Consider the following 23,963-nt stretch of genomic DNA (forward strand, 5'->3'; position numbering starts at 1 on the left):
CGAAGTGAATAAACGCTGACGCGGAACGAACGAGGTCAGTTGTTCTTTATTTGTCTGTATGACGCAAACATGCGCGCTTCGCGCGAAACCGCCCGAGCATATGCTCGATTATCTGAAGCAGATCAGGCCAATAAACACGCAGCTTGTCTTCTGTACCTGATGGTTGCCGCTTCCAGACCGCGTATTCGAATTCCTCGCGTTTGACGATGCGGTTTGGATTCTGAATCAGATACATAATGAGTTGAAATATAATTGTATACAACCTGATATGTTTACCTTGCTGAAATGTTTTTTCAGCGCATGCTCCTGAATCTGATGAAGCGCCTTCAACCAGCTGGCGAAAAGTCGGTATACGATTGATCTGTTTGGTCAGTGATTTCACACGTGCGGCAAGCTCTCTTAGAGAAACCGGCTTTATCATGCAATCGTCCGCTCCCGCATTAAATCCCTCCAATTTACTTTCGAGCGAGTCTCTGGCGAGCAATAATAACATCGGCACATACCGGTCAGTATTACAACGAATTCGACGACAAAGTTCTGCTCCACCGGGTGGATTTGAGTCCAGGATAACAACATCGTACATGCTCATGACAGCCATTCGGAATCCAGCTACCGTATTGTCTACTGAATCAACGACATAACCCCGGGAAAACAGAAACTCATGGATGCCTGTCATATCCCTGTTACACCCTATAATCAGAACGCTTGCATTTGTCTTGAAATTCATAACTATCCGCGCAATATCCGTTTAATCTTTTAACAAGTTCAATAACCTTCTCACGTGACAGGCAAGGCGGTCTTCGCAGCATGCTCGACATCAAGCTGTCGCAAACAGTCTTATTCGTTCATGCAATTGCGAAATAAACCTTGCCGGTATTCACTGGAGTTGAGCTGATGACGTTAAAGGCGAAATCGGCAACATTCTGAATACGAGAATCAAACAAGCGAATGCAAAACATGACGCACTCCCGTATATATAATAAGCCACGTGAATCCCCCCATGTGCTTACAGTGTTGATTGCCGAAATAACACCATTAAAAAATAGACTGGTCACCAGCCCGGATTCTGATAAACACACCATATCTGGTATTTATTTACCGGACTCGGGCTGGCGCATCCCAGTTAGAGAAAAATTATGAATGTTTTTTGTTTCTTTGGGTCGCAGGCAACGCAGGTAAACCAGTTAATTTACCCACCTTGCCTGAACTAGCATGTCTCAATAAACCGACCCAAAGATGACTATGCCACCGGAATCAATGTAGTCAATGCGGTAGCAAATAATATGTAAATTGGAATTCCTATGGTTACGTTATAGGTAAACGTCAACCCCAGAGAAGCCGCCAGCGGCAATGTAGGACTTGCTTCGGGTATGGCCATACGTTGTACGGCGGGAACCGCTATATATGACGCTGCGCCACACAGAACCGCAAAAAGTACGTAAGTTCCAATCTCAAACGGATGTCCAATCAACAAACTATAAGAATGGGCAACCAGTATTCCGAAGGTTGCAAAGATATTGGGCGCAATTATTCCAAACGCCACGAAACCTGGCCCGCCAAGCTTCAAATCTTTTAGACGTGAGCAGGCTGTAATGCCCATTTCCAAAAGGAAGAGAGACAAGACTCCCTGGAACAGTACAATAAAGAACTGATCATTTGCCTCGGTTACTTTTACGCCCTGCATTCTGGAGATAAATCCAATCAAAATGCCTCCAAACAACAAAAACAGGCCAGGATTGAAGAAAATCTCGTGTAAAACCTTTTTGCTGAGTATCCCGTTCCCGTTTGAATCACCATTTCTTTTACTGGAAGGATTGTAACCAGGTTCCCCAGGTAAATTGCCCGCTTCATCCATTTCTCCCGAATGACGGGCTTTTGATACCAGATAAAGAGCAACTAGACAGCCAGGTATTTCCATGATGGCAAGCATCACCGGCATATAGGCTGCAAATGCGATATTCGCGGCGACAAGTACACCGACACAGGTGACAAACGTACCTGCTGAATCCGACCCGTAATAACCGGCTACAGTCGCGGCATCAATTTTCCGTAAACGCGTTACTCTACGCAACGCATAATATGCCACTAATGCAATAATCGTGTTTGTCACGAAACCGATTGCCATAAATCCCAGTGCAAGCTGAAAATCATCCGCGGTAAGCTCTGCTAGCTCCTCACCGCCATGCCAGCCAATTGCAATGAGCAGATAAATGGTAATTCCTTTATAGAGCGCCGGCGGAAACTCCAACGGTACTTTTAACAAGGGAATCAAGAACCCCAGATAAAAAAACAATAACAACGGTTTAAACAAGTTATTCATGAAATTGGTGATAAATTCCTCTAACATTTGCTTTACTCCTTATGCTAACGTTATGCTAAATTTTTGCACCCGAAACCTCGGATTGAGAAATCGCAAAAGCGTCAAGGACAACAAACGTGCATCCGGCAAATCACGGACCCTATTCAAAAAAGTTCTGACTCTGCTGCGTTTTCCTCATTTGCATACTAATAATGCACTTGTCAGTAAAGCGTTAAACCTCCGTTAAACAAATGTTAAAAGCGCTGCCAAACGTTACCTACCAAAACAATTTTCAAGATTTTTTAGCTACTCAATTGAAAGCAACAGTCTTTTTAATATTAATCAACTGGTCCAAGCTTTTTTTGAAACCTCTTTCTCTCCCAGACCGGTCAAAATCCAGACCAGCGATAGTCTCAAGCGGTTTTATTTGGGAATAGTTCAGACTGGCTACACAGACATGGGCCGAATATCGCCCCCCGGTCGTCCATACAATCCATACTTGCTGATATAAACAATAATATTGTACAGGCGGCAATTGACAAGTTGCTCGGAAAGACGCTATAAACAGCTCGCTATAGTTTGATAAATTTGATTCAAATGAAATGATTCAGTGAACGGCATTTTACATACACGTTATTTTTACACAGTTACTGCCACCCGGTGACTTCATAGCCTCTCTCAAGTAAACAGCGGTTCACGAAATTGATATAAGCCTGGTTGGGCTGTGACGGTCCGGCTGCATAGAAAATGCCTCTGAGCAACCCCCATACCGCACCACTGGCTGCTCCAACCATCGAGCCTGTGCCAGCAGAGCCTGTAATAGCACCGCCAACTGCACCGCTAGCGGCGCCGACACCAGCACCCATAGCTGTGTTGGCGGCCACATTACCGGCTGCGCTGCTTCCTCCACGCGCACCCGCCGATTCCGCCATTTGTCTGCAATATGCAATGTCCTGTTCTGCAACCTGGTTGCCAACAGATTGATAATGGGTGTTCGGGTATAAAACCGGCCCTGTACCGGCACATGCTGACAGCCAGAACACAACTGCACCCGTCATTAATGTTTTCAAAGCTTTCATTGGATTATTTTTCTCCTTTCTTTGCAGTTATGTTTTTTAGACCCTTATAAACAGGAAAAATTTGTTAACCATGCATGCTGCAGAAGTCTGAATCATATTTCTCAAAAGAACAGAGCCACAATGAAACACAAACGACGGTTCTATATTCAACGACAAATAACGAAAAGCGCTGAAAAGAAGCTGTTGTATTACTCGTTCACAGATAGTCACTCACCTGACCGGCTATCGAAAAACTTAAGGCATGACTGATACAACGTTAAAAAATGATTCGATATTGATTCTTTTTTAATCTTGTTTTAACAGTCCCATCACAACCAGGCAGATAGGATTACAGCAAAATCTCAAATAAGCAGAACACACTGTTCTGATATTTTGATGATTTCATAACCTGCTTTATCAATACCATTTATGTTAAACAGAGACTGAAGCAAGGGTCTCGAATGTTTTAGAAATCGAAGGGAGGTAAACGGATGCCAAAAATATCAGACTGAATTTTTCATTGCACCATTTGACCATGTGTTGCCACCATTTTTTATGCAGGGTTGATGGCGCTGGTCATTTTCCAGAAAACATACAGCTTCTGCTGTACGGAAAATATGATTCTATCATGTCCCCGGTGGAAAATCGTGCCAGAAGTTTGACTAAAATACTACGAGGGAAAATATGGACTCAACAATATCTTTGAAACGAATCGAAATCATCCTAGATGCTGGAAAGCTATAAGATCTCATCAGTCTGTTAGAGGAAGCTGGAACCAGAGGATACACAGTACTAAGTAAAGCAAGCGGTCTGGGTTTGCGAGGCACGCGCAGTCCAAACAACGTTGTATGGGATGAAGGAAATACGATTGTCATTCTGGCCTGTAAAGAAGACCAGGCCTCCAGAATTGTTCAAGCATTGCATCCGAAGCTGAAGAAGTTTGGTGGTATGTGTCTGATTTCGGATTGTGAATGGGTAGAAGGGCCTCCCATTTCTTACTAAACGTAAATAAAATCGAAACAAACAGTCAGATGTTTGATCTGACAGAGATGTTTGATCTGACAGGAATGCCGGTTACCCGGCATTCCTTATACTGGCCATCCATCGGCCGCATCAAAAAATCTTCCTAACGGCCAGTCAGGTCAAAAATATCAGAATCTGAAATTATACTGGACATAGAACAGATCAGGGTTGATGCCCGGTCTCTGATTTTCTATAAAATTACCGGAAAATAATTTCGAGTATCCCACCAGTACGTCATGATGTCGAGCTACATGAATATTGACTAGAAAATCAATACCATCGCCGACATGGCTTCCGGATTGACCAGTCGGGTCACCTAGCAGGGCCACACCACCAGCGTTATATAAAAAATCCCGTTTGTTGGCCAGATAGTACCGATGGTATTGGGCCAGAAAGGTCACCCATCGTTTCGGATGCAGTGTCAGCTGAGCGTTAAAATCATGAATGTTCTGCCGGCCGATCAGATCAATATAGCCCAGATAATAATGACCAAACGGGAACAGCTGATTAAAGGTGTTGACGTTGCCATCCTGTGGATTGCCATCGCCCGAAGCGAAATCGTACCGGAGCCATAGAATCGGATTCAACGGCATCTGGAAATCATAGCCCAGACCGGTTGCAACAGCAAAAGCGGACACATCCAGATTGGACCATTTGCCGAACTGATACATCCCCTCAATTTCATACAGAATCTGGTTGTAGTCCCCTACGAGACGACCGCCGAGTGTATGAACATTGGAGTCACCAAGCATCGACGTTCTGCCTTGCGCTGCACTTTGTAGAATATCGGTATTCCCTAAAAAGGTACCGCCGACCGGACGATTGTCATTCAAGCTCAAGAAATACAGATCGATCAAATGGTCTTTGTCATGTTTATAGGTAGTCCATAAACCGAAAAAGTCGCGCCTTCTGTCCCAGTTGTCAAATTCACCCTTCTCAGTTTTCATCGGACGCACCCAGAACGCATCAATATCCCATTTTTCGTTACGCCAGAATGATTTGATACCCTGGAAGGTTCTACGGGTATTAGCCCAGTCCAGCGTTGAAATTAACCGCTGTGAACCGAATATTAACTCCTGCCGCCCGAAACGCATATAAAGCGGACTGTTATAAATGTTACCCACTTTATAATCAGCAAATAAATTCAGAATATCTGTATGGTTCCTGTCGATACCGAGCGGTGCCAGCTCCGGTCCAAAAGAACGCGCATCTATAAACTCTGCAAATAAACGAAGATTATCCCGATACCATAAATCCGCGTGAAAACGCGTCCGAATCAAGTGATAGTCATTATTTCTGCCAGCTGCATTCAAACGGCTGTCTGTCTCATGCATATAGCGGTACCAGAAACTGCCGCCGAAAGAAAGCAACCAGTCATTTCCCAGGTGGATGCGTTTGACCGGATCAAAAATGTCTTTTTCATGATCCGGATTTTCCAGATATCTGAAATCGATGTCATACGCGGAAGTCGGCATCAGCGCAAATGGCGGGTATGGTGATACTGGTCTGGTATCGCGAATGTTACCGGTTATCTGATCCCATAGCGAGTAATACCCTCTTCCGGGATCAGGAAAATACTCAGGTTGTACATCCGCAAGCAAATCCAGAACCGAGGCATAACCGGGCCGAGCGGGTGGTTTGGCAAACTTGCCCGGCCTTGGCATAGGTCTGACCGGCGGCACATTAGCCCAGTCGGATGCAGACCAGTTGGATTCAGCTTCGGCAATTGTATCGGCGCTCGTGCTAACGGTCGCATGCGCATGCCAAACAAGACCTGACATACCTGCAATAAACGAGCCGAATACCAGCAACCGTTTGGGCAAACTTGTTACCAGGCTGGCTTTTGGTCCGACTAAAAAGGCCTTTAAAAAAACTGTACGGAAAGGCGATTTCATTGAAAAAAAACTCCTGTTGTTAATAATGTCTGAATAGATCATCGGCCCAGGCTGCGTTTTTGAATTGATTCAGGGTTATGCTTATGCATGTACAGCTCTGAGCATCATCTCTTGTCTGCAGAATAATGATGTATTGGCTTTTTTTTGATTTGATTGAAATCAATCACAGATCAAATTATTGTTTGCGCAGCCAATTTTACCCGAAAGATTACTCAAATTACTTGAATTGATTGATTTTTTATTTGCTGCACAAGATGGATGTGGGGACATTGACGTAATACGCACGCACTCGCCGACTAAACTGCTGATATTATTTGTTATATTTCTTCGCACATTTTTTGTTGCATAAATACAACTACCAGATATTAGAAAAATCTCTGACAGAACAGGCGAGTGTGGAGAATAACTGACCAAAAATACATTGATCCATCCTCATCAGAGGCTGAACTACGCTTCTCAATGCAACGGCAACCAATATATCGCTGCTTGTCTGCAACCCCTATTCCTTTCAGTAACTCGGTTTCACTTCCAGGCCGAGTTGTCTGATTTGTTCACAGAATTGATCGAACCAGGATCGTTCCACGCGCGAGAGCAGCTTCGCCTCTGGCTGGTGAGAAGCCCGCGCGATGCCATAGACCAGCACACCTTTCAAAGGCACACCTTGTTGCAACAGATCTCTCAGGAAATTCAAATAGGCCCTGACTTCCTCGTCAGACATCGGTTGGCCGTTCAGATTGAACACGCATGTTTGTATCCAGGTGGGACACAGAGACGCCGCAAGGGTAATATTCGCCTGCACGCGGTTAAGGCTCATTTGCGAGTTGTTTATACGCAAACGACCCTCGCGGGTCGCGCTGTCGAGTTTGAACCAGACTTCGCCATTCAGATTCGCCATGCGTCTAAGCCCAGCCTGCACTCGAGGCCTGCTTATCAAACTGCCATTGGTAATCAGCACCAGCTTCAGATGTGGCGGCAGCGGAAAATCCTTTTTGACGCGTCCGATCAGTTCGATTACTTGTTCGAACTCTTTGGCGCTGGTCGGTTCGCCATTCCCCGACAAAGCGATATCCTGTATGGTCTGCGCCTCTGGCGGCACCTGTTGCTGCATAAAATCACCCAGGGTCAGTTCATGCAAAAAGCCGCGCAACTCCCGCTCAAGTTTTTCAAGATCAATGGGTGGCGCTGCGCCTCGCTTTAATTCGGGCACCTGACAATAGATACAACGCCAGTTGCAGGCATTGTTCGGATTCAGATTGATTCCGACCGAGACACCCCCTGCACGGCGTGAGACGACCGGGTAGATATAGGTTAAACCAGCCACGTCCCGGCTATGATTTGAGGTATTCAATCGTTTGGATACTCGCTGCAATGATACAATCCTGCCTGAATAATTTGTATTATAAAAATTGCCTGTATGTTAATTACACGAAAGCTTGAATTCGACGCCGGTCACCGGATATCAACGCACAACAGTCAGTGCCGCCATCTGCACGGACATCGTTACGTGATTGAAATCACACTGTCTGGTACTATTATCTCCGAGAAAGGCAATGCTCAACAAGGGATGGTGATGGATTTTTCTGAAGTCAAACGAATTGCCAGTGAGGTACTCATCGATAAATGGGACCATGCCTTTCTTGTGTACTCCGGAGATACGCCCGTCATGCAGTTTCTACAGTCTCTCAAAGACCACAAAACTGTTGTACTGGATGTGCAGCCGACCGCTGAGAATCTTGCCGTCATTGCTTTCGATATTTTGAATGCAGCCTACCAGGACAACTACGGCAACCATCTGCAGCTCGAACACGTGCGCTTATATGAAACGCCAAACTGCTGGGCGGATGCCAGTCGGGCCGTCGATTAGTTTCTTTTCCAAACTCTAACTCATTGTACCAAAGATATTTTATGTTTGTTGATTCACATTGTCATCTTGATTTTCCTGACCTTGCAAGCAATCTGGACGAATTGTTGCGAAATATGATTGACAATCAGGTCACGCACGCATTATGCGTCAGCGTCAACTTGACCGATTTTCCGCGTGTCCTGGCGCTCGCGAAAGCCCATGACAATCTTTTTGCATCAGTCGGCGTGCACCCTGATTACGAAAACCTCGACGAACCCGACGCCCGGCAACTCGAGCAACTCGCCGACCATCCCAAAGTGATCGCAATCGGGGAAACAGGGCTCGATTATTATCGTCTGAAAGGCGATCTGGAATGGCAGCGTGAACGATTCCGTCAACATATCCGGGCTGCCAGAGCTAGCAAAAAACCGTTGATCATTCACACCCGCTCCGCCGCAGAAGACACACTGCGTATCATGCGGGAAGAAGCGGCTGATCAGATCGGCGGCGTCATGCACTGCTTTACGGAAAGCTGGGAAGTCGCTCAACAGGCCATTGAAATGAATTTTTATATTTCCTTTTCAGGCATTGTGACGTTCAAAAATGCTACGGCACTCAAGGACGTTGCCAGAAAAACACCGCTTGACCGGATGTTGATCGAAACCGATTCGCCCTATCTCGCGCCGGTGCCGTACCGCGGCAAACTCAATCAACCGGCGTTTGTTCGTCATGTCGCCGAAGAAATCGCCCGGCTGCGCGATACCGATCTCGAAGCAGTCGCAACAGCAACGACTGAGAATTTTTTCAGGCTGTTCAAAGCAACCCGGAGTAATTATCATACGGTACACTAGCAGTTAGTTGTTCAGTAACAGGCAGCGGCAATCGCCACGGAAAACCACCCGCACGACTGCAGTTTTCACGTAATGAAATCAAGCTACAAACCACAGTAATAAATTATCAAAATGCCAACACTTCATGAGAAAGTCGCCATTATTACCGGTTCATCCCGGGGAATCGGCGCTGAGACCGCGTTGACTCTGGCCAGAGCTGGCGCCAGAGTCGTGATCAATTACCTGCAAAATCGCCAGGCAGCGGATGACGTGTGCTTGACCATCACACAAGAAGGTGGAAAATGTATCGCTGTTCAGGCGGATGTCAGCAAATCTGCCGATGTCAGGCGATTATTTGCTACCACAATTGAACATTTTGGAAAGATAGATATTCTCGTCAACAGTGCCGGTATCCTGATTTTCAAGCAGATCGCCGAATTCACCGATGAGGAGTTCGACCGGATTCTCGACATAAATCTGAAAAGTATTTTTTACACGCTGCGCGAAGCTTCACAGTGCCTTGCCGACAATGGCCGAATCATAAATATATCCAGCACGGTAACACGCCTGATGCTACCAAAATATGGCGCTTACGCCGCTTCCAAAGGTGCTGTTGAACAATTGTCGCGCATCCTCGCCCGTGAAGTTGGTGACAGAGGGATTACCGTGAATACGGTATCACCCGGGCCTGTATTTACCGATATGTTCAGAGCTGATAAAACTGAAGAAGATTTTCAGCGCATGGCCGCAATGTCGTCACTCGGACGAATCGGGGAAGTTGACGATATTGCACAGATTGTTCTGTTTCTTGCAAGCGATGCAGCCCGCTGGGTCACTGGACAGGATGTCGGTGCAAATGGTGGCATGATCTGATTCGTTGCTGTCCGAACATATAATCAAAAAAACAGCCATAAACAACAATGTGTATGGCTGCCAAAGGAGAGAAGAAATTTAAACGTTACGTTGCAGGCATTTGCATTACAAAGCAAGCAGTATCGTTATATGAAACAATACACCTATTATTCTGCTGATACTGTGTTATTTACCACATTGAGGCATAATTGGGCTTACCGGAGAAAATGATGCGCATTGGCGTTCCCAAAGAAATCAAAACACATGAAAACCGCGTGGGACTGACGCCGTCATCAGTCCGCGAGCTCACCGTTCATGGCCATCAGGTTATGATACAAAAAAATGCCGGACTCGCCATCGACCTTGACGATGGCCGCTATCAGGCGGCAGGTGCAGAAATCGTCGAAACAGCCGAAGAGATCTTCGCCAGGGCTGAACTGATCGTCAAAGTCAAGGAACCGCAACCGGAAGAGCTTAAATTACTGCACGCCGATCAAACCCTGTTTACCTATCTGCATCTGGCACCCGATCCGACGCAGGCCAAAGCATTGTTGGAATCGGGTTGCATTGCCATCGCCTACGAAACCGTCACCGACCAGTATGGCGGATTACCGCTGCTCGCGCCTATGAGCGAAGTTGCCGGCCGCATGTCGATTCAGGCCGGCGCACATGCGCTGGAGATGGACCAGGGTGGACGCGGCATGCTTCTTGGCGGCGTCTCGGGTGTGCCCTCCGCGAAAGTTGTTATCCTGGGTGGAGGGGTCGTAGGTACGAATGCAGCGCGGGTCGCCATGGGTATGGAAGCGCATGTCACCGTGGTAGACAAATCGATTCACCGGCTGCAACAACTTGACCAGCAGTACGGATCGCGCATCAATACTGTTTTTTCTACTGTCGATGCCATCGAGGAACAGATTTCGGAAGCAGACCTGGTCGTCGGCGCAGTTCTCGTGCCGGGAGGGTCAACACCCAGACTGGTCGGCCATGAACTCATCAAAGCCATGAACCGCGGCGCAGTGCTGGTTGATGTCGCGATCGATCAGGGCGGATGTTTTGCCACTTCCAAACCCACGACACTCGCAGACCCGGTTTACATACTGGACGAAGTGGTTCATTATTGTGTATCCAACATGCCAGGTGCTGTTGCACGCACGTCTACATTTGCATTAAACAACGTTACGCTGCCCTATGTCCTGACGATAGCCGAGAAAGGTTCTCGTAACGCGCTGGTCGACGATGCGCATTTACGCAACGGTCTGAATGTCTATTTGGGCCAAATCACCCATCAGGCAGTCGCACACGATCTCGGTCTGCCGTACGTTTCCCCGCTGGAATTGCTGCGGTAATTCGTATCACCCTCGGTCGTTCCGACAGTTACTGACACATGATTTGTGGTTTAGTGCACACGCTTTTTATTTTGGGCCAGCAACCAGCCCACTGTCCACTTCACATGCGTCACATTGCCGGCCAGATCCTTCACGCTGGCTTCAATTTCCGCGCCAATATTCGAAATCGGATTGCGCAGCGTCATGGTAATTATTTCGTGCATATCGGCCTTACGCGGTATATTCTGACATCTTCTCTGCCCGTCTTGTATGCATACGACCAGGCTGTCCGGATCAATACCGCTGCCAACATCCGTGGAGCCGATCTTAAGTCCGATGATACGGTCATCATCAATAGTTGCCGCCAGATTCAAGGTAGGTTTTTGCGTATCTCTCAATTCCTGAGCGCCGCCCGGCGTGCCCAGATCGATCCAGCGGGACAGCATACCGAGTTCCTCCGGCGTGATTGAAGTCGGGTGATCAACACCAAAATTGATATCATTCGGATATTGCGCATCCGTTCGGTTATCCGTGCGCTGATTGGCTGCCTTCCAGTACAACAGACTGCCGCGTGAATTGAACGCCTTGATATATTTGGACAAGAACGGGCGACTCAGCGATTCACCACTCATGCCGGTGACCCTGAGTTCTGGAGGTGTGCATGTCTGTTGATTATCGACTACCAGACACCACCAGGTCGTATTTTGCGCATGATTGGCACCGTTCGTTCTGTCAAGCGCCAGCCCCGCTGAAGGCTGACCACCGCCGTGGCATGAAACACAATGCCGGTCGAAAATTGGCTTGATATCGCGCGTAAATTCAATCTGCATACCGTAACCAGGCACCTTACGGGTTGTCACTATATTTCCCGACTTGCCGGTTAACAGCGGCACCTGCCCTCTGCCAAGCTGCGGTATCACATAGGCGGGCGTCGCCGCAAAGGAATCGACAAACTGGATCCGCGTTGGCCGCGCATGTACGTGACAGCCGCCACAGGTTTTCTTCTCGCCCGGGCGCAAATGCTGCCAGGACTGATCAGTATTTAACGTTCGTCCATCACAATCGATCCCCTGCATGATATATGGCGTATTGGCCGGAAAGCTGAGCAGAAAACTGGTGTCCGGATGGCCGCTTGGATCTTTAATACGGCTGCCGTCTGCTGCGTAATGCAACACCGGCACTTCCCCGAGAATCGCCACGCGCTCGCCGGTCACATTCGCAATCTGCTCATGTATGTTCGGGCCACGGTTCGGATAAGTTGCAATCATGCGTACGCCGCATAATTCCTCATCGGTATAATCAATGGTATCGGTACCTTGCAGATGAAAGGCATGCAAGCTTTCAAAAACGGGAACGCCACCACGCGGCCGTGTTTCACGATCAGTAATCGATGCCGCGCCAAGCAATCCGAAAGGTGTCCCGGCAGGCAGCTCGGGTCGGTCAACCAGTTTGTCCGCACGTGGTATTTCCGCCGGTTTTTCGATACCGTAAATTGCCTGATACGGCACCACCGCCCTGCCCATAATTTCGTGCCAATCCGGAGAATCCACGACCAGCTGCAGATCGGACGGGTGGCGTGATGGAATTTTTGTCGCCAGATAAATTCCCCCGTCACAACCCGGAATATCCTTGCCGAGATGTGTCAGCAAGTTCATGCCTGTTCCGCTGCCGCTGCCATTAATTAACGGCGGTGTCGGCTTGCCCATTTTTTTGAAAATATGGTCGTCGATCACGCTGCTGCACAACCCTTTGAACCAGGTCATCATCAACCCGTTCTGCGGCAATGCCGCGGGATGGCTAAGCTTGCCAGTAAACAGCATCGGATCGCCATAGCCCGGCACAGTTACTGTGGGCGGATCGAGCGGTCTGGCAATGGCATCGTCATTGATCGCCCAGGGCGTCACATTGACAACATCGTTCGGCACATACATATCCGCTGGCACGGCCACGTTATAGGGGCTCTTGCCTTCCATGCCTTTTGGTTCGGGCTTTACGCAAATAATCACACCCGCGCCGTTATTGTTGCCACGATAGTAATCCGAGAAACAGACGCGCCCATCGGACATCTGTGTCATAAAATGCGCCGCCATATGGTCCTCGCCATAATAACTCACTGCATGATCGCCGCTATGCTGGCCGAACAGTGGAAAATTGCCGGCACCGTCCGGCATCTGGGTATAAATATGAAACAGATTATCCAGCGTGGTAAACCAGCCCGGGCCGCTGTTGGCATATCGGAACGGCAGACCGCCGAATATCTGCCAGCTCGAATAGGCCACCCGCCCGTCCATCAGGGTAAATGGATGCTGCTCCTGCGAAAGAGAATGATGGCTGGACAGCTCGAGATTTTTCCAATCCGTATCGATTGCCCAGATGCGCGTGCCGAGCCGGTTGGTGTTGGTTCTGAAAACCATGGTGGATAGATTTCCGTCGCGCGTGGAGGTAAACGCCAGCCGATTGTGATCGATAAATGTCGGCCCTGCATCGAACACGCCTTTCTCAAACGGCATGGCATCAGTGGTTTTCGTTTCCAGGTCGTAGATGTGCAGATGTGCGCCTGATGACTGTAAATACATACTGGGCAGGTCCTGCCATCCCAGATTTTCAGGTGTTGCATCCGGGTGCAGCACCTGGCTGTGAATGTTAGCGGTATTATGCACCAGCGTTCCGCGAAACACGGAAAACACAATTTGTTTACCGTCAAACGAAACCTGCGGATCAAGTGCCGCGCAGGCATTCTGTTTTGTCGAATTCGCCGAACAGTTATAAACAATCTGCTCGGAACCGTCAGGCTGGCGCAACACCAGGTCACAGGGTGCGGCGAAACCGCTGAAAAAGTTGGTCACGTCCGGCAGCACATCATACATATCCAACCCGCGCAGTGTTCGCGTTACAGTCTGTTTGACACCGTTCACGGTCACCGTCCCGGTCAAATCAAAAGTGTCCGTCGCCCGCTCACACCGCGAATAGACAATCGGAACGGAAGCGAAAGATTGCGCGGTATGCCAGACACCCCACACCAGACACGCCGCCACCATCAGTTTTTTCATGTAAAGTTTTATGCAAAGCTGTTGATTCTAAATGATCATACTCTCCAGCTTCTCGCTTTTCAACACAGCTATAGCTTGCGCTGCAATCATGCCATTCGAATCGATAAACAATCATTTTTTACATAATTGTGTAATAATTTACGCAGAAACACTCTTTCATTCGATATTTCTGAATTGAACGGGAGGAATAACTGTGAGTCCAGAACGATCCAAAATAGCCCAGTCCGAAAACAAAATCGAAAAAAAATTCCCATTTAGCCTGGGCGATATTATTAAATTCATCGGCGCATTTGCAGTCATCATTCCGTTGATATTAGGCTATATACAATACCAACAACAAGTACGGGAAAACCTGGACGAGAACTTTCGAGCGATTGTGAGCGGCCTTTCATCTGAAAGAAAGCAAAATCGACTTGCCAGTGCAAGTAACCTCGGCACGTTTATCAAAGAAGGCAGTCCTTACTATAACGAAGCAGTTGATATCCTGATAAATACGGTCTCCTTTGAATCTGATATTGACGTGTTGCAAGCAATTAGAAGCAGTCTGGAAAAGATATCATTTGAAGACAATAAAAGAATTATTCAAAAACTATTGAAGCTGGAACAGAATTTTTTTATTTATGATGAATATCTCAAAGTCAAATTGAGAACCGAACAGGAAATTGCGAACAAGGAGTTGCAGCGATACAAGGAATTACTTGCGTTTACAGAAACACCTAAAACCAGTTTAAAAGAAAATGAACTGGAGCTGGAAACATACAAAAACAGATATTTGGCAAGCATCACCAGACATATGAGTCTCGAGCTTTCAAATAAAGAAAATCCATTTCGCAGCGAACTGGTTGCGAAATTTATCGTCAGTTTTTTATCGGTTGCACGCAAAAACCCCATGGCTGGCCTGGAACTCTACCAAAACAGCTGGAATTATGTGGTATTGACTGATTTAAAATTACCGGAAATTAATATTTATAGATCAGCGTTAAGCAGCACTACAATTTCTGCAGTTGATTTTAGCCATTCAAAGATCGAGGATACGACCTTTGAGAACTCAATCATTGAAGATAGCAATATTTCACATTCAACAATTCATGCCACGTTATTTAATAGTATTGTTTCTTTAAAAGGAACTCAATTCAAAGGCGCGACATTAACCGATGTCTTTTTTTATGATTCCGATTTAAAAGGAGCCAATTTTACCGGCGCAAAAGGCTTAAAACCTGCCTACTTTTATAAAGCCAGAAACCTTGACCAGGCTGTATTTGATGCTGATTTCTCAAATCGGCTGAAGCAGGTTGATACAATTTCTGAGGCGGACTTTATGGATTATCTTTGCGATTCCGATCTGTCGCCTACACGGCGAGCAGAATTATCAAGAGACATATCGGGAGAGGCCTCTGTAAGATGCGACTAACGAACCGTTAAAAAATAAAAGTATGTTTGATTATTTTTGATAATCTGCCGCATTACAAGTTTTCGAGCTGGCTCTATCAATCGTTGGATAACATTAAGGCTGTTCGAAAATAGAATGAATTGCTGAACATCAATTTAGCAAGATTTTACTATCTTTTGGTTAAAGAAAATAATGGTAATTGCTCCAAATAATCAAAATCTATTTTTTAATTGGGAAATATGAAAATAATTTTTCGCTCCACTTAAAACCTGATATCCGTGCAGTTGACATCATGTAAAAATTGAAGCGCGGTTCATCGAAATATGTTTGGAATGATAGCTTTTGCATGCTGTTTCTAAAAAAATCAATGGAAAACCCATTTTTTCTTTTATTTTACAAACAAATCTATGTCATCCCAACAAAAGTAAATCAAAATTACTGCAACTTATACCTCTTTTTGCAGTAGTCCCTCAAACTGCTTTCGCGACATTTCCAGAAACATGGCTGTCGACAGTCCGCCGCCTGCAAAGATCATGCACATCACCATAATCTGATAGCGCGCCGCAATCAGCGGGGAAATGCCGGACAGTATCTGTCCGGTCATCATACCTGGCAAGGACACGAGGCCGACGGCAAGCATGGCGTTAATGGTGGGGATCAAGGCCGCGCGCATGGCGATGTTGCGCGCCTGATCGAAGCTCATCTGCCGTTCCAGCTCGGCGTTCATACGCTCTGCAGCAAGACTGACAGCATTCATTGAATTGGCGAACACCATGCCAGCCAGGGGTATCATGTACTGTGGCAGATACCAGGGCTGCAGTTGCAAAACACCCTGCGTGACCACGACAAGGACAAAGCCACCGCCAATCAGTATCGAAATCAACGCCTGTTTATAGAGTACAGTACGCCGGGTTTTAATAGTGCCGAGGGCTATCCAGCTGGCAACCGTTACCATCACAGCCAGTACCGCAATGACAACCAGCGAACTTTCCGCTTCAAAAATGTACATGAGACAATAGCCGATCAGCAGCAGCTGCACCAGCATACGCCCCAGAGCATACGCTGCATGCCCAGGTGCAAGCGACCATTTCCAGAGAATTCCGATCACAAGCAGAACGGGAACAAACACCAGTGCCAGGTTAAACAGCGAAATGGTTTGCACGGATTCATTCATAAGATTCCCTTTTGTCCCTTACGTCTCGTTTTCTGTAATAAAAACAATGATCAGATGACTGTCAGTTTTCAGTATTAATCTAAACAGATCTCTCGCAGTCTGAACAACGCATTTGTATTCCTGATACGCACCAGCGTCACGGAGAAAGCATGTCGTCGTCTAGCAGACCACTGACAAATTACAGGCATCCAGGAAATAAGCAGCCAGAATGACAACGGCGCCGGATAATATCAGATAATATAATGTCGGCAGAACTGTCATGCGGAGCACTTTTCCTTCGCGCCCAAGCAAACCGACTGTGGCTGAAGCAGCAACAATATTATGAACGGCAATCATATTGCCCGCAGCTGCACCAACAGCCTGTGCGGCCACCAGCAGTTCACCAGATACACCAATCATTCGTGCCATGTCATACTGAAATTGTGCCAGCATCAGATTGGATACGGTGTTGGATCCTGCGATAAATGCACCCAACGCACCGACTGCGGGCGAAAAAAACGGATAAATCCCGCCCACACTGGCGGCAACCGATTGCGCCATTGCTTGCGGCATCGACGGCAAATCCGCCAGATTGACATCGGAATTGATTAAAATACGCACCATTGGAATAGTGAAAATCAGCACAAAACCGGCCCCGGATAATGTTTGCGTCGATTCGTTTAATGCGGCTTTAATTCGATGCCATTGTATACGGAATATTAGAAATACGGTCAGCACAGTCATTATCATAATACCACCCGGCAGATACAAAAACTGAATACTGCCTGAAATGTCCACCTCACCCATAATACTGGGCCATTCCAGGGTCAAATGACTGCTTAACCATGTTTTAATGTCGGTATTGGTGCGAGTAAGCACTAAAAACGCGGCCAGCAGCGCATAGGGTAACCATGCTGTTGAAATGGCAACATGCGACCGGGATACCAGATCATCCAGCTTTATTTCAATACTGCCCAGCCAAGCTGCCGGCCAATCACTAACGGCCGAGAAATCCCAATGATTTTTTGGTATCAGGAAGCCAATGCGTGCTGCAGGCAATACGACTAACAATCCGGCCAAAGCGCCGATAATGGACGGAAATTCGGGTCCTAGAAACACACCTGCAAGCGCATAAGGAATGACAAATGCACAACCGGCGAAAATCGCAAACGGCGCGATGGCAATCCCCTCCGCCCAGGATTTATTACATCCGAAAAAACGTGTCAGCATCATGCACATCAGCAATGGCATCAATAGCCCTGCCAATGCGTGTACAAGTGCGACTTCTGATGTAATCAGACGCTCGAAAGCATTCCAGTCAGAACCTGCAGCAACGAGTTTTTCGGCAATATCGGCTTTGTCCAGCCCACCGGAGACACCCACAATGATAGGCGTTCCAACCGCACCGAACGATACCGGCGTGGATTGCACCATCATACCCACCATGACAGCCGCCATCGCCGGAAACCCAAGCGCAACCAGCAACGGCGCGATAACCGCTGCAGGAGTACCAAACCCGGAAACACCTTCAATAAAACAACCAAACAACCAGGCCACTATAATCACCTGAACGCGTCTGTCCGGACTGATGTTGGAAAAACCGCGCCGGATTGCTGATATAGCACCCGCATACTTCAGGGTATTCAAAAGCAGGATCGCACCGAAAACAATCCATAGGATCGAAACCGTCAGAATCAGTCCCTGCAGAATCGACGCCATCACACGATTGAACGACATTTCCCACACGATTAATGCAATACCGGCTGTCACAAAAAAAACTGCCGGCATCGCCCGCCGCGCCGGCCAATTCAACCCTACTAGCAAAAAAGCAGCTAACAGCAACGGAAAAAAAGCGCAAAATGTAAGCAATGTTTGATTCACCGGTATATTTTCCTTTCAATATGAAAATCAAATAAAATTGGTGCCAGAATCGGCAGTGACTGTTTTCACGTCCCAAAAGGTTTCATTCAATCGGGATTATCTTTATTATCTGCTCAGACGATACTTACATCTGACATGATAAAGGCTGAATCACGAATGGATTTTACACGCGCCAGCGCCGGTCCCAAACCGAACACTGTCTATTTGTTCGGCACATGCCTGATTGATCTGCTGTACCCGCAAGCCGGGGTATCTACTGTGCATTTACTCGAACGGGAAGGTGTAAACGTAATTTTCCCACAGGCGCAGACCTGCTGTGGACAACCCGCCTGGAACTCCGGCTACCGGGATGAAGCACTTGCTGTAGCCAGGGCACAGCTTAAACTGTTTCCAAGGCCGATCCCGATCATCGCACCATCCGCTTCTTGCGCGGGCATGATAAGAGTACACTATCCGACACTATTCAAAGGAGAACCGGACGAAGCCAGCACGTTCGATGTCGCGGACCGTGTTTACGAATTGACTGAATTCCTGACCGATATACTGAAGGTCGATCTCACCGATTTAGGCGAGCCGACAACTGTTGCGACCCATTCATCCTGCACAGCACGGCGCGAAATGAATGTTGCTGACAGAATCGATTTATTACTGGACCAGTTGCAGAACGTAACCCGCATCGAACCCGACAATGCAGAAGAATGCTGCGGTTTTGGCGGAACTTTTGCGATCAAGCAACCGGAAATTTCCACCGCAATGGTACTGGAGAAAGCAAAAGCTATTGAAAACACAGGTGCGCAACAGTTAATCGGACAAGACTGCGGCTGCCTGATGAACATCGGCGGCGCTCTAAAAAAACAGGACAGCCAGATCTCACATGTTCATATTGCCGAATTTCTATGGGATAGAACACATAAAGCCACGCCATGACCACAAAATTCCGCACACAGTTTGCAAAAGCACTGGCCCAACATGAAGTTCGAAACAATACAGAAAGCGTGGTCAATAAGTTGAGAAAACACCGACTCGCTGCTTTTCCCGACCAAGCTGAATGGATAAGCATGCGCCGACACAGTACGGCAATCCGTGCAAACGCGACCAGCAAGCTCCCGCAGTTACTGGAACAACTGGAAACCAATCTGCAACGCAACGGAATACAGGTTCACTGGGCGGACACCACAGAGCAGGCCAACCAGACCGTGTTGAATATTATGCGATTCCATGACGCGAGGTTTATTATCAAAGGCAAATCAATGGTGTCGGAAGAGATGGGACTGAACGACTTCCTCAACACACACGGTATTGAATGCCTTGAATCCGATCTTGGTGAACTGATTATTCAGCTTGCTGCCGAAAAACCATCGCACATGATTGTTCCCGCACTGCACAAAAACCGCAAACAAATTGCCCGATTATTTCACAGTCAGTTTCCCTCGATTCCCTATACCGAAGACATCAGCGCACTGGCCCAAGCAGCCCGCCGGTTTCTGCGGCATCATTTCGCAACTGCACCGGTTGGGCTGACGGGCGTCAATTTTATGATTGCGGAAACCGGTACACTCTGCCTGGTCGAGAACGAAGGAAACGGCCGTATGTGCAGCACTGCACCACCTGTGCATATCGCTGTTTCGGGTATCGAAAAAGTAGTGGAATGCTTGGATGATGTACCACCGCTGCTGGGTATACTCACCCGTTCGGCAACAGGACAGCCGATCACAACATACGTGAATATGATCAGCAGTCCGCGCAAACCCAATGAAAAAGACGGCCCGACAGCAGTGCATCTGATATTACTGGACAACGGCCGGTCCCGCATTTACAGCGATCCTGAGCTACGTGATACTCTGAACTGCATTCGCTGCGGTGCGTGCATGAATCACTGCCCCATCTACAAACATATTGGTGGCCACGCCTATCAGACGGTTATTCCGGGTCCGATCGGCACAATACTTGAACCACAAAAAAATGGACTGGATTCGTACGGAGAACTGACCCAGGCTTCAACCCTTTGCGGCGCATGTCAGGAAGTTTGCCCGGTAAGCATCCCGATTCCTAAAATCATCAATCGGTTGCGCTGGGAACACATTCGCAAAAGCAGCTGCAGCACACCTGGCGCAGGTTCAGGAAGGCGCAAAACAGAAGCCATCATCTGGAAAATCTGGGCATGGAACTGCATCCATCCCGGTGCGTATAACCGTATCACCAGCGTTGCCACATCCATGCGTCGACTCGCTGACCGAATATTGGCTAAAATATCCCCATGGACAGCCGCACGCGCTGTACCGAGACTTCCAGACACCACCTTGCACGAACGTCTAAAAGCACTCAAAATCGATAATGAATGACGCACGCAACACGATTCTCAGCCGGCTCAAAACTGCATCCATTGACCAGACAATGCCATTGGCCCGAAATATTTCAAATTCCGTAAACTGGAGCAGCAACTATAAGGTGCAGCTTTTCCGTACCCAGCTGCAATCAGCACAGGCAGAAATTTACGATGCTACAGATCATTCCTGGCTGATGACATTACAACATATTTGCCAAGCCAAGTATTTAAAGAATATTCTGCTTTCACCCACAACGTCATGGGGTGAAGCCATTATTGAAAATTCCACAAACTTACCTTCACTTAAATACTACGACGATCCGGTTGAAAACTGGAAACAAACTTTATTCGAAGGAATCGAAGCAGCTTTTACCAGTACGTACGGCGGTATTGCCGATACCGGGACCTTGATATTGTGGCCTGACACACAGGAACCCCGCATGATGTCTCTTGTCCCGCCCGTTCATATTGCTGTCATAGAAAAATCTAAAATTTACAACTCGTTTGCAGAGGCGCTAAAAGCACAGCACTGGAATGAAACAGAGCTGCCAGCTAATATCCTCCTGATCTCAGGTCCCTCAAAATCGGCTGATATCGAGCAGACCCTCACATATGGCGTGCATGGACCAAAAGAACTGGTGGTAATTATGGTATGAACTCATTGCTGATATTTTTGAACTATCTTTTCTTTAAAAAAAAGACAAACTCCATATCAGTTGATGACATGGCCAACAACCGATTACCGGTCTGTTCAGCAAAAACCTGGAAATCAATCTCGGCAGCAGGGTCAGTTGCGACAACTTTCAAAATTTCTCCGCTGGCCATGCCGGCAAGTGACTGTTTAGTTCGCAGAATAGGTAGCGGACACACCAGACCCCGCGCATCCAGTTCCTGATCAAATTCCCACAATGTTGAATCAATATTATTCATTTGTTTTTTCGAGCAATTGATTATTTTACCAACAGAATGACCAAAATACGGACACATCCTTCCTGATCAGGAAGCGGCAATATGCTTTGGTTAAGGGAATTAGAACCGACAGGACAATCTCAGTCAACCAGTCGGTTTTTTATTGCATACCGTATCAACTCGGAATTATTGTTCAATTTGAGCTTCTCCAGTATGCGTGAACGATAAACGCTGACGGTTTTAGGGCTTAAAAACATTTCCGCCGAAATATCAGAAAGTGTTTTACCCGATGCAATCAAACACAGCGTCTGATATTCACGATCGGATAAAATAGTGTAGAGTGGTTGATCACTCTTCGAATTAACAGCATTGGCGAGTTCCTGTGCCAAGGCCTGGCTGACGTATTTATCCCCAGAGGCCACTTGACGAATAGCGGTTACAAGCTGAGCCGGCGCGCTCTGTTTATTCAAATATCCTGCGGCGCCCGCTTTCAACGCGCGAAGAGCAAATTCGTGTTCGTTATGCATGCTCAGTACCAGAATTGCAGAATTTGGTTTATCCTTTTTAATTTGTTTGAGCACGTCAATACCATTTCTATCAGGTAACGAAATATCCAGCAATGCGACATCAAAATCATGCAGACGGGCAATCTTGATAGCCTGAAACCCCGTTTCGGCTTCACTGGTGACCCGGATATCGCTAGTCTCATTTAATATCTGCTTCAGGCCCTGACGGACAATCGCATGATCGTCGGCAATCATCACTTGAATCATTGTTTTCTCCGATCATTAATTGTCATGAAGCTCCGCTGGTCACTTTCATATTCTGATTTAAAATCAGGTATCTCTACAGAATCATCTGGATATGCCGGTCTCATTTCAAGTATAGGAATAAGAATGCAGACCCTGGTTCCTATACCGGGTTCACCGGAGATATGGAAACTTCCTTTTAATTGCTGGCAGCGCTCGCGCATTCCTCTAATACCGAACGAATCCTGTTTTTTCATGTCTTCAGGATCAATCCCGCACCCATTATCAAGCACTTCCATAACAATTTTTTCTTCTGCCTCTGTCAGGCTGACCCAAACCTTGGTAGCTTGTGCATGCTTAGAAATATTGGTTAATATTTCTTGAAAAAGTCGAAAAATTGCTACTGACAAATCAGCATCCAGCAGAATCTCTTCTTCTTCACAGGATACATGGCATGAAATATTTGTGCGCCGACTAAACTCTTTGGCTTGCCATTGCACAGCGGCAACAATCCCGAAATCGAGTATGCCCGGGCGCAGATCCATGGATATTCTTCGCGTACTGTCAATGACATGATCAACAAGGCTTTCGATTATTGCTGCTTTTTTCTGATAAAAATCGCTGAGGCGTGGGGTGGAATCCAAACATGGCACCAACTCACATTTGATAGCGGTCAATGTACCGCCAATATCGTCATGAATCTCGCGTGCTATTCGCGCACGTTCATGTTCTTTAACTTTCTGCAAATAGGAAGATAATTCGACCAACTGCTCCCGTGAATGCGATATTTCAGTTTCGGCCAGCTTATTCCGGGTAATGTTGATCATGATTCCACCCCACAAAATCCCGCCATCAGCTGCCATTTTCGGGGTTGCACGCAGGCTGATCCATTTAATATCCGAATCACCTTTGACCTGGATACGCCCTTCCCAGTTTAGCGTGGAGAGTTTCTCTGCAGATATTTGCAACAGTCTCTCGTAATTTTTCTTATCTTCAGGCAGAATCAGTCGTGAAAACAGTGTGGCGTTTGCCATCAGCATATGTGGAGACAATCCCAGCAGGGTCTCTGATGCGTTGCTGACATAAGGAAAGCTCTCATTATGATCCGGTGTCAGTAAAAACTGAAAAACAACACCTGGTAGATTCGTTGTAATTGCACGAAAGCGCGCTTCGCTTTTTTGCAAGGCAACCTGGGTAATATTTACACGCCGGGAATTCTCCGCCGCACGCAAGCTGCGACGTACGACGGGTACAAGCCTCTTCAGATTCTTCTTTGCGATATAATCGCAAGCTCCCTTCTCCATCAATGATACTGCCGCTTCTTCATCTTCATTTTCAGAAACTATGATTAAGGGCACATCTTGTCCGTAATCCAATAGT

General features: G+C 47.1%; 20 protein-coding genes. 9 read left to right on the plus strand and 11 right to left on the minus strand.

Annotated features, from left to right (window positions below):
• Nucleotides 1-46: 46 nt before the first annotated feature.
• The 3 genes from BMX44_RS08600 to BMX44_RS08610 all read right to left on the minus strand — a co-directional run bounded on the left by BMX44_RS08600 (nucleotide 47) and on the right by BMX44_RS08610 (nucleotide 3,378).
• Nucleotides 47-727 carry a response regulator transcription factor gene (locus tag BMX44_RS08600; RefSeq protein ID WP_090631264.1) on the minus strand — a complete coding sequence of 227 codons (681 nt, stop codon included), beginning with the start codon at nucleotides 725-727 and terminating at the stop codon, nucleotides 47-49.
• Nucleotides 728-1,240: 513 nt separating this feature from the next.
• Complete coding sequence (locus tag BMX44_RS08605) at nucleotides 1,241-2,347, minus strand: sodium-dependent bicarbonate transport family permease (RefSeq protein WP_090631266.1); 1,107 nt, start codon at nucleotides 2,345-2,347, stop codon at nucleotides 1,241-1,243.
• 599 nt (nucleotides 2,348-2,946) lie between these two features.
• Entirely contained in the window at nucleotides 2,947-3,378 is a 432-nt protein-coding gene (locus BMX44_RS08610) for a glycine zipper family protein (RefSeq protein ID WP_090631269.1), read from the minus strand.
• Between the two features lie 735 nt (nucleotides 3,379-4,113).
• Here BMX44_RS08610 and BMX44_RS17545 point away from each other — a divergent pair.
• Nucleotides 4,114-4,359 (plus strand): P-II family nitrogen regulator, encoded by a 246-nt coding sequence (locus tag BMX44_RS17545; RefSeq protein ID WP_425433714.1) that lies wholly within the window; start codon nucleotides 4,114-4,116, stop codon nucleotides 4,357-4,359.
• Between the two features lie 149 nt (nucleotides 4,360-4,508).
• Here BMX44_RS17545 and BMX44_RS08620 read toward each other — a convergent pair whose 3' ends face one another.
• Together BMX44_RS08620 and BMX44_RS08625 are read right to left on the minus strand one after the other, a co-directional pair.
• A complete protein-coding gene (locus BMX44_RS08620; RefSeq protein ID WP_245738881.1) occupies nucleotides 4,509-6,275 on the minus strand; it encodes an alginate export family protein in 1,767 nt (588 codons plus the stop codon).
• A gap of 508 nt (nucleotides 6,276-6,783) precedes the next feature.
• A complete protein-coding gene (locus BMX44_RS08625) occupies nucleotides 6,784-7,644 on the minus strand; it encodes a radical SAM protein (RefSeq protein ID WP_090631273.1) in 861 nt (286 codons plus the stop codon).
• Between the two features lie 45 nt (nucleotides 7,645-7,689).
• On the opposite strand from BMX44_RS08625, the gene queD reads away from it, so the two are divergent.
• The 4 genes from queD (at nucleotide 7,690) to ald (ending at nucleotide 11,146) form a co-directional block, all read left to right on the plus strand.
• Complete coding sequence (gene queD / locus BMX44_RS08630; RefSeq protein WP_090631276.1) at nucleotides 7,690-8,139, plus strand: 6-carboxytetrahydropterin synthase QueD; 450 nt, start codon at nucleotides 7,690-7,692, stop codon at nucleotides 8,137-8,139.
• 41 nt (nucleotides 8,140-8,180) lie between these two features.
• Complete coding sequence (locus tag BMX44_RS08635) at nucleotides 8,181-8,969, plus strand: TatD family hydrolase (protein ID WP_090631281.1); 789 nt, start codon at nucleotides 8,181-8,183, stop codon at nucleotides 8,967-8,969.
• Between the two features lie 111 nt (nucleotides 8,970-9,080).
• Nucleotides 9,081-9,821, plus strand: a complete 741-nt coding sequence (locus BMX44_RS08640) for an SDR family oxidoreductase (protein WP_090631286.1) — start codon at nucleotides 9,081-9,083, stop codon at nucleotides 9,819-9,821.
• A 209-nt stretch (nucleotides 9,822-10,030) separates the two neighbouring features.
• Nucleotides 10,031-11,146, plus strand: coding sequence for an alanine dehydrogenase (gene ald / locus BMX44_RS08645; protein ID WP_090631290.1), 1,116 nt, complete (start codon nucleotides 10,031-10,033; stop codon nucleotides 11,144-11,146).
• 50 nt (nucleotides 11,147-11,196) lie between these two features.
• On the opposite strand, the gene BMX44_RS08650 is transcribed toward ald, so the two are convergent.
• Entirely contained in the window at nucleotides 11,197-14,175 is a 2,979-nt protein-coding gene (locus tag BMX44_RS08650) for an HzsA-related protein (RefSeq protein ID WP_090631294.1), read from the minus strand.
• 193 nt (nucleotides 14,176-14,368) lie between these two features.
• Here BMX44_RS08650 and BMX44_RS08655 point away from each other — a divergent pair, with 193 nt between their 5' ends.
• Nucleotides 14,369-15,586, plus strand: coding sequence for a pentapeptide repeat-containing protein (locus BMX44_RS08655; protein WP_090631297.1), 1,218 nt, complete (start codon nucleotides 14,369-14,371; stop codon nucleotides 15,584-15,586).
• Nucleotides 15,587-16,010: 424 nt separating this feature from the next.
• Here BMX44_RS08655 and BMX44_RS08660 read toward each other — a convergent pair whose 3' ends face one another.
• Both BMX44_RS08660 and BMX44_RS08665 read right to left on the minus strand, forming a co-directional pair.
• On the minus strand, nucleotides 16,011-16,739 hold the full coding sequence (locus BMX44_RS08660) for an ABC transporter permease (protein ID WP_090631300.1): 729 nt from the start codon (nucleotides 16,737-16,739) through the stop codon (nucleotides 16,011-16,013).
• A gap of 159 nt (nucleotides 16,740-16,898) precedes the next feature.
• A complete protein-coding gene (locus BMX44_RS08665; RefSeq protein WP_090631303.1) occupies nucleotides 16,899-18,599 on the minus strand; it encodes an L-lactate permease in 1,701 nt (566 codons plus the stop codon).
• Between the two features lie 135 nt (nucleotides 18,600-18,734).
• On the opposite strand from BMX44_RS08665, the gene BMX44_RS08670 reads away from it, so the two are divergent.
• The 3 genes from BMX44_RS08670 to BMX44_RS08680 are packed head-to-tail and all read left to right on the plus strand — an operon-like array spanning nucleotide 18,735 to nucleotide 21,581.
• On the plus strand, nucleotides 18,735-19,526 hold the full coding sequence (locus BMX44_RS08670; protein WP_218143940.1) for a (Fe-S)-binding protein: 792 nt from the start codon (nucleotides 18,735-18,737) through the stop codon (nucleotides 19,524-19,526).
• Nucleotides 19,523-20,941, plus strand: a complete 1,419-nt coding sequence (locus BMX44_RS08675; protein WP_090631309.1) for a LutB/LldF family L-lactate oxidation iron-sulfur protein — start codon at nucleotides 19,523-19,525, stop codon at nucleotides 20,939-20,941. Before BMX44_RS08670 ends, BMX44_RS08675 begins: the two co-directional genes overlap by 4 nt.
• Nucleotides 20,934-21,581, plus strand: a complete 648-nt coding sequence (locus BMX44_RS08680) for a LutC/YkgG family protein (RefSeq protein ID WP_177167714.1) — start codon at nucleotides 20,934-20,936, stop codon at nucleotides 21,579-21,581. Before BMX44_RS08675 ends, BMX44_RS08680 begins: the two co-directional genes overlap by 8 nt.
• A 22-nt stretch (nucleotides 21,582-21,603) precedes the next feature.
• Here BMX44_RS08680 and BMX44_RS08685 read toward each other — a convergent pair whose 3' ends face one another.
• The 3 genes from BMX44_RS08685 to BMX44_RS08695 form a co-directional block, all read right to left on the minus strand.
• Nucleotides 21,604-21,855: a sulfurtransferase TusA family protein gene (locus BMX44_RS08685; RefSeq protein WP_090631497.1), complete on the minus strand. Its 252-nt coding sequence runs from the start codon at nucleotides 21,853-21,855 to the stop codon at nucleotides 21,604-21,606.
• 119 nt (nucleotides 21,856-21,974) lie between these two features.
• The gene (locus BMX44_RS08690; protein WP_090631316.1) at nucleotides 21,975-22,607 is read right to left on the minus strand and encodes a response regulator; all 633 of its coding nucleotides are present in this window, start codon (nucleotides 22,605-22,607) and stop codon (nucleotides 21,975-21,977) included.
• Nucleotides 22,604-23,941: a PAS domain-containing sensor histidine kinase gene (locus BMX44_RS08695; protein WP_245738882.1), complete on the minus strand. Its 1,338-nt coding sequence runs from the start codon at nucleotides 23,939-23,941 to the stop codon at nucleotides 22,604-22,606. The genes BMX44_RS08690 and BMX44_RS08695 overlap by 4 nt, the downstream gene beginning before the upstream one ends.
• Nucleotides 23,942-23,963 lie beyond the last annotated feature (22 nt).

The organism is Nitrosomonas marina, assembly GCF_900110145.1.
In the GTDB taxonomy this organism is placed as follows: Bacteria; Pseudomonadota; Gammaproteobacteria; order Burkholderiales; family Nitrosomonadaceae; genus Nitrosomonas; species Nitrosomonas marina.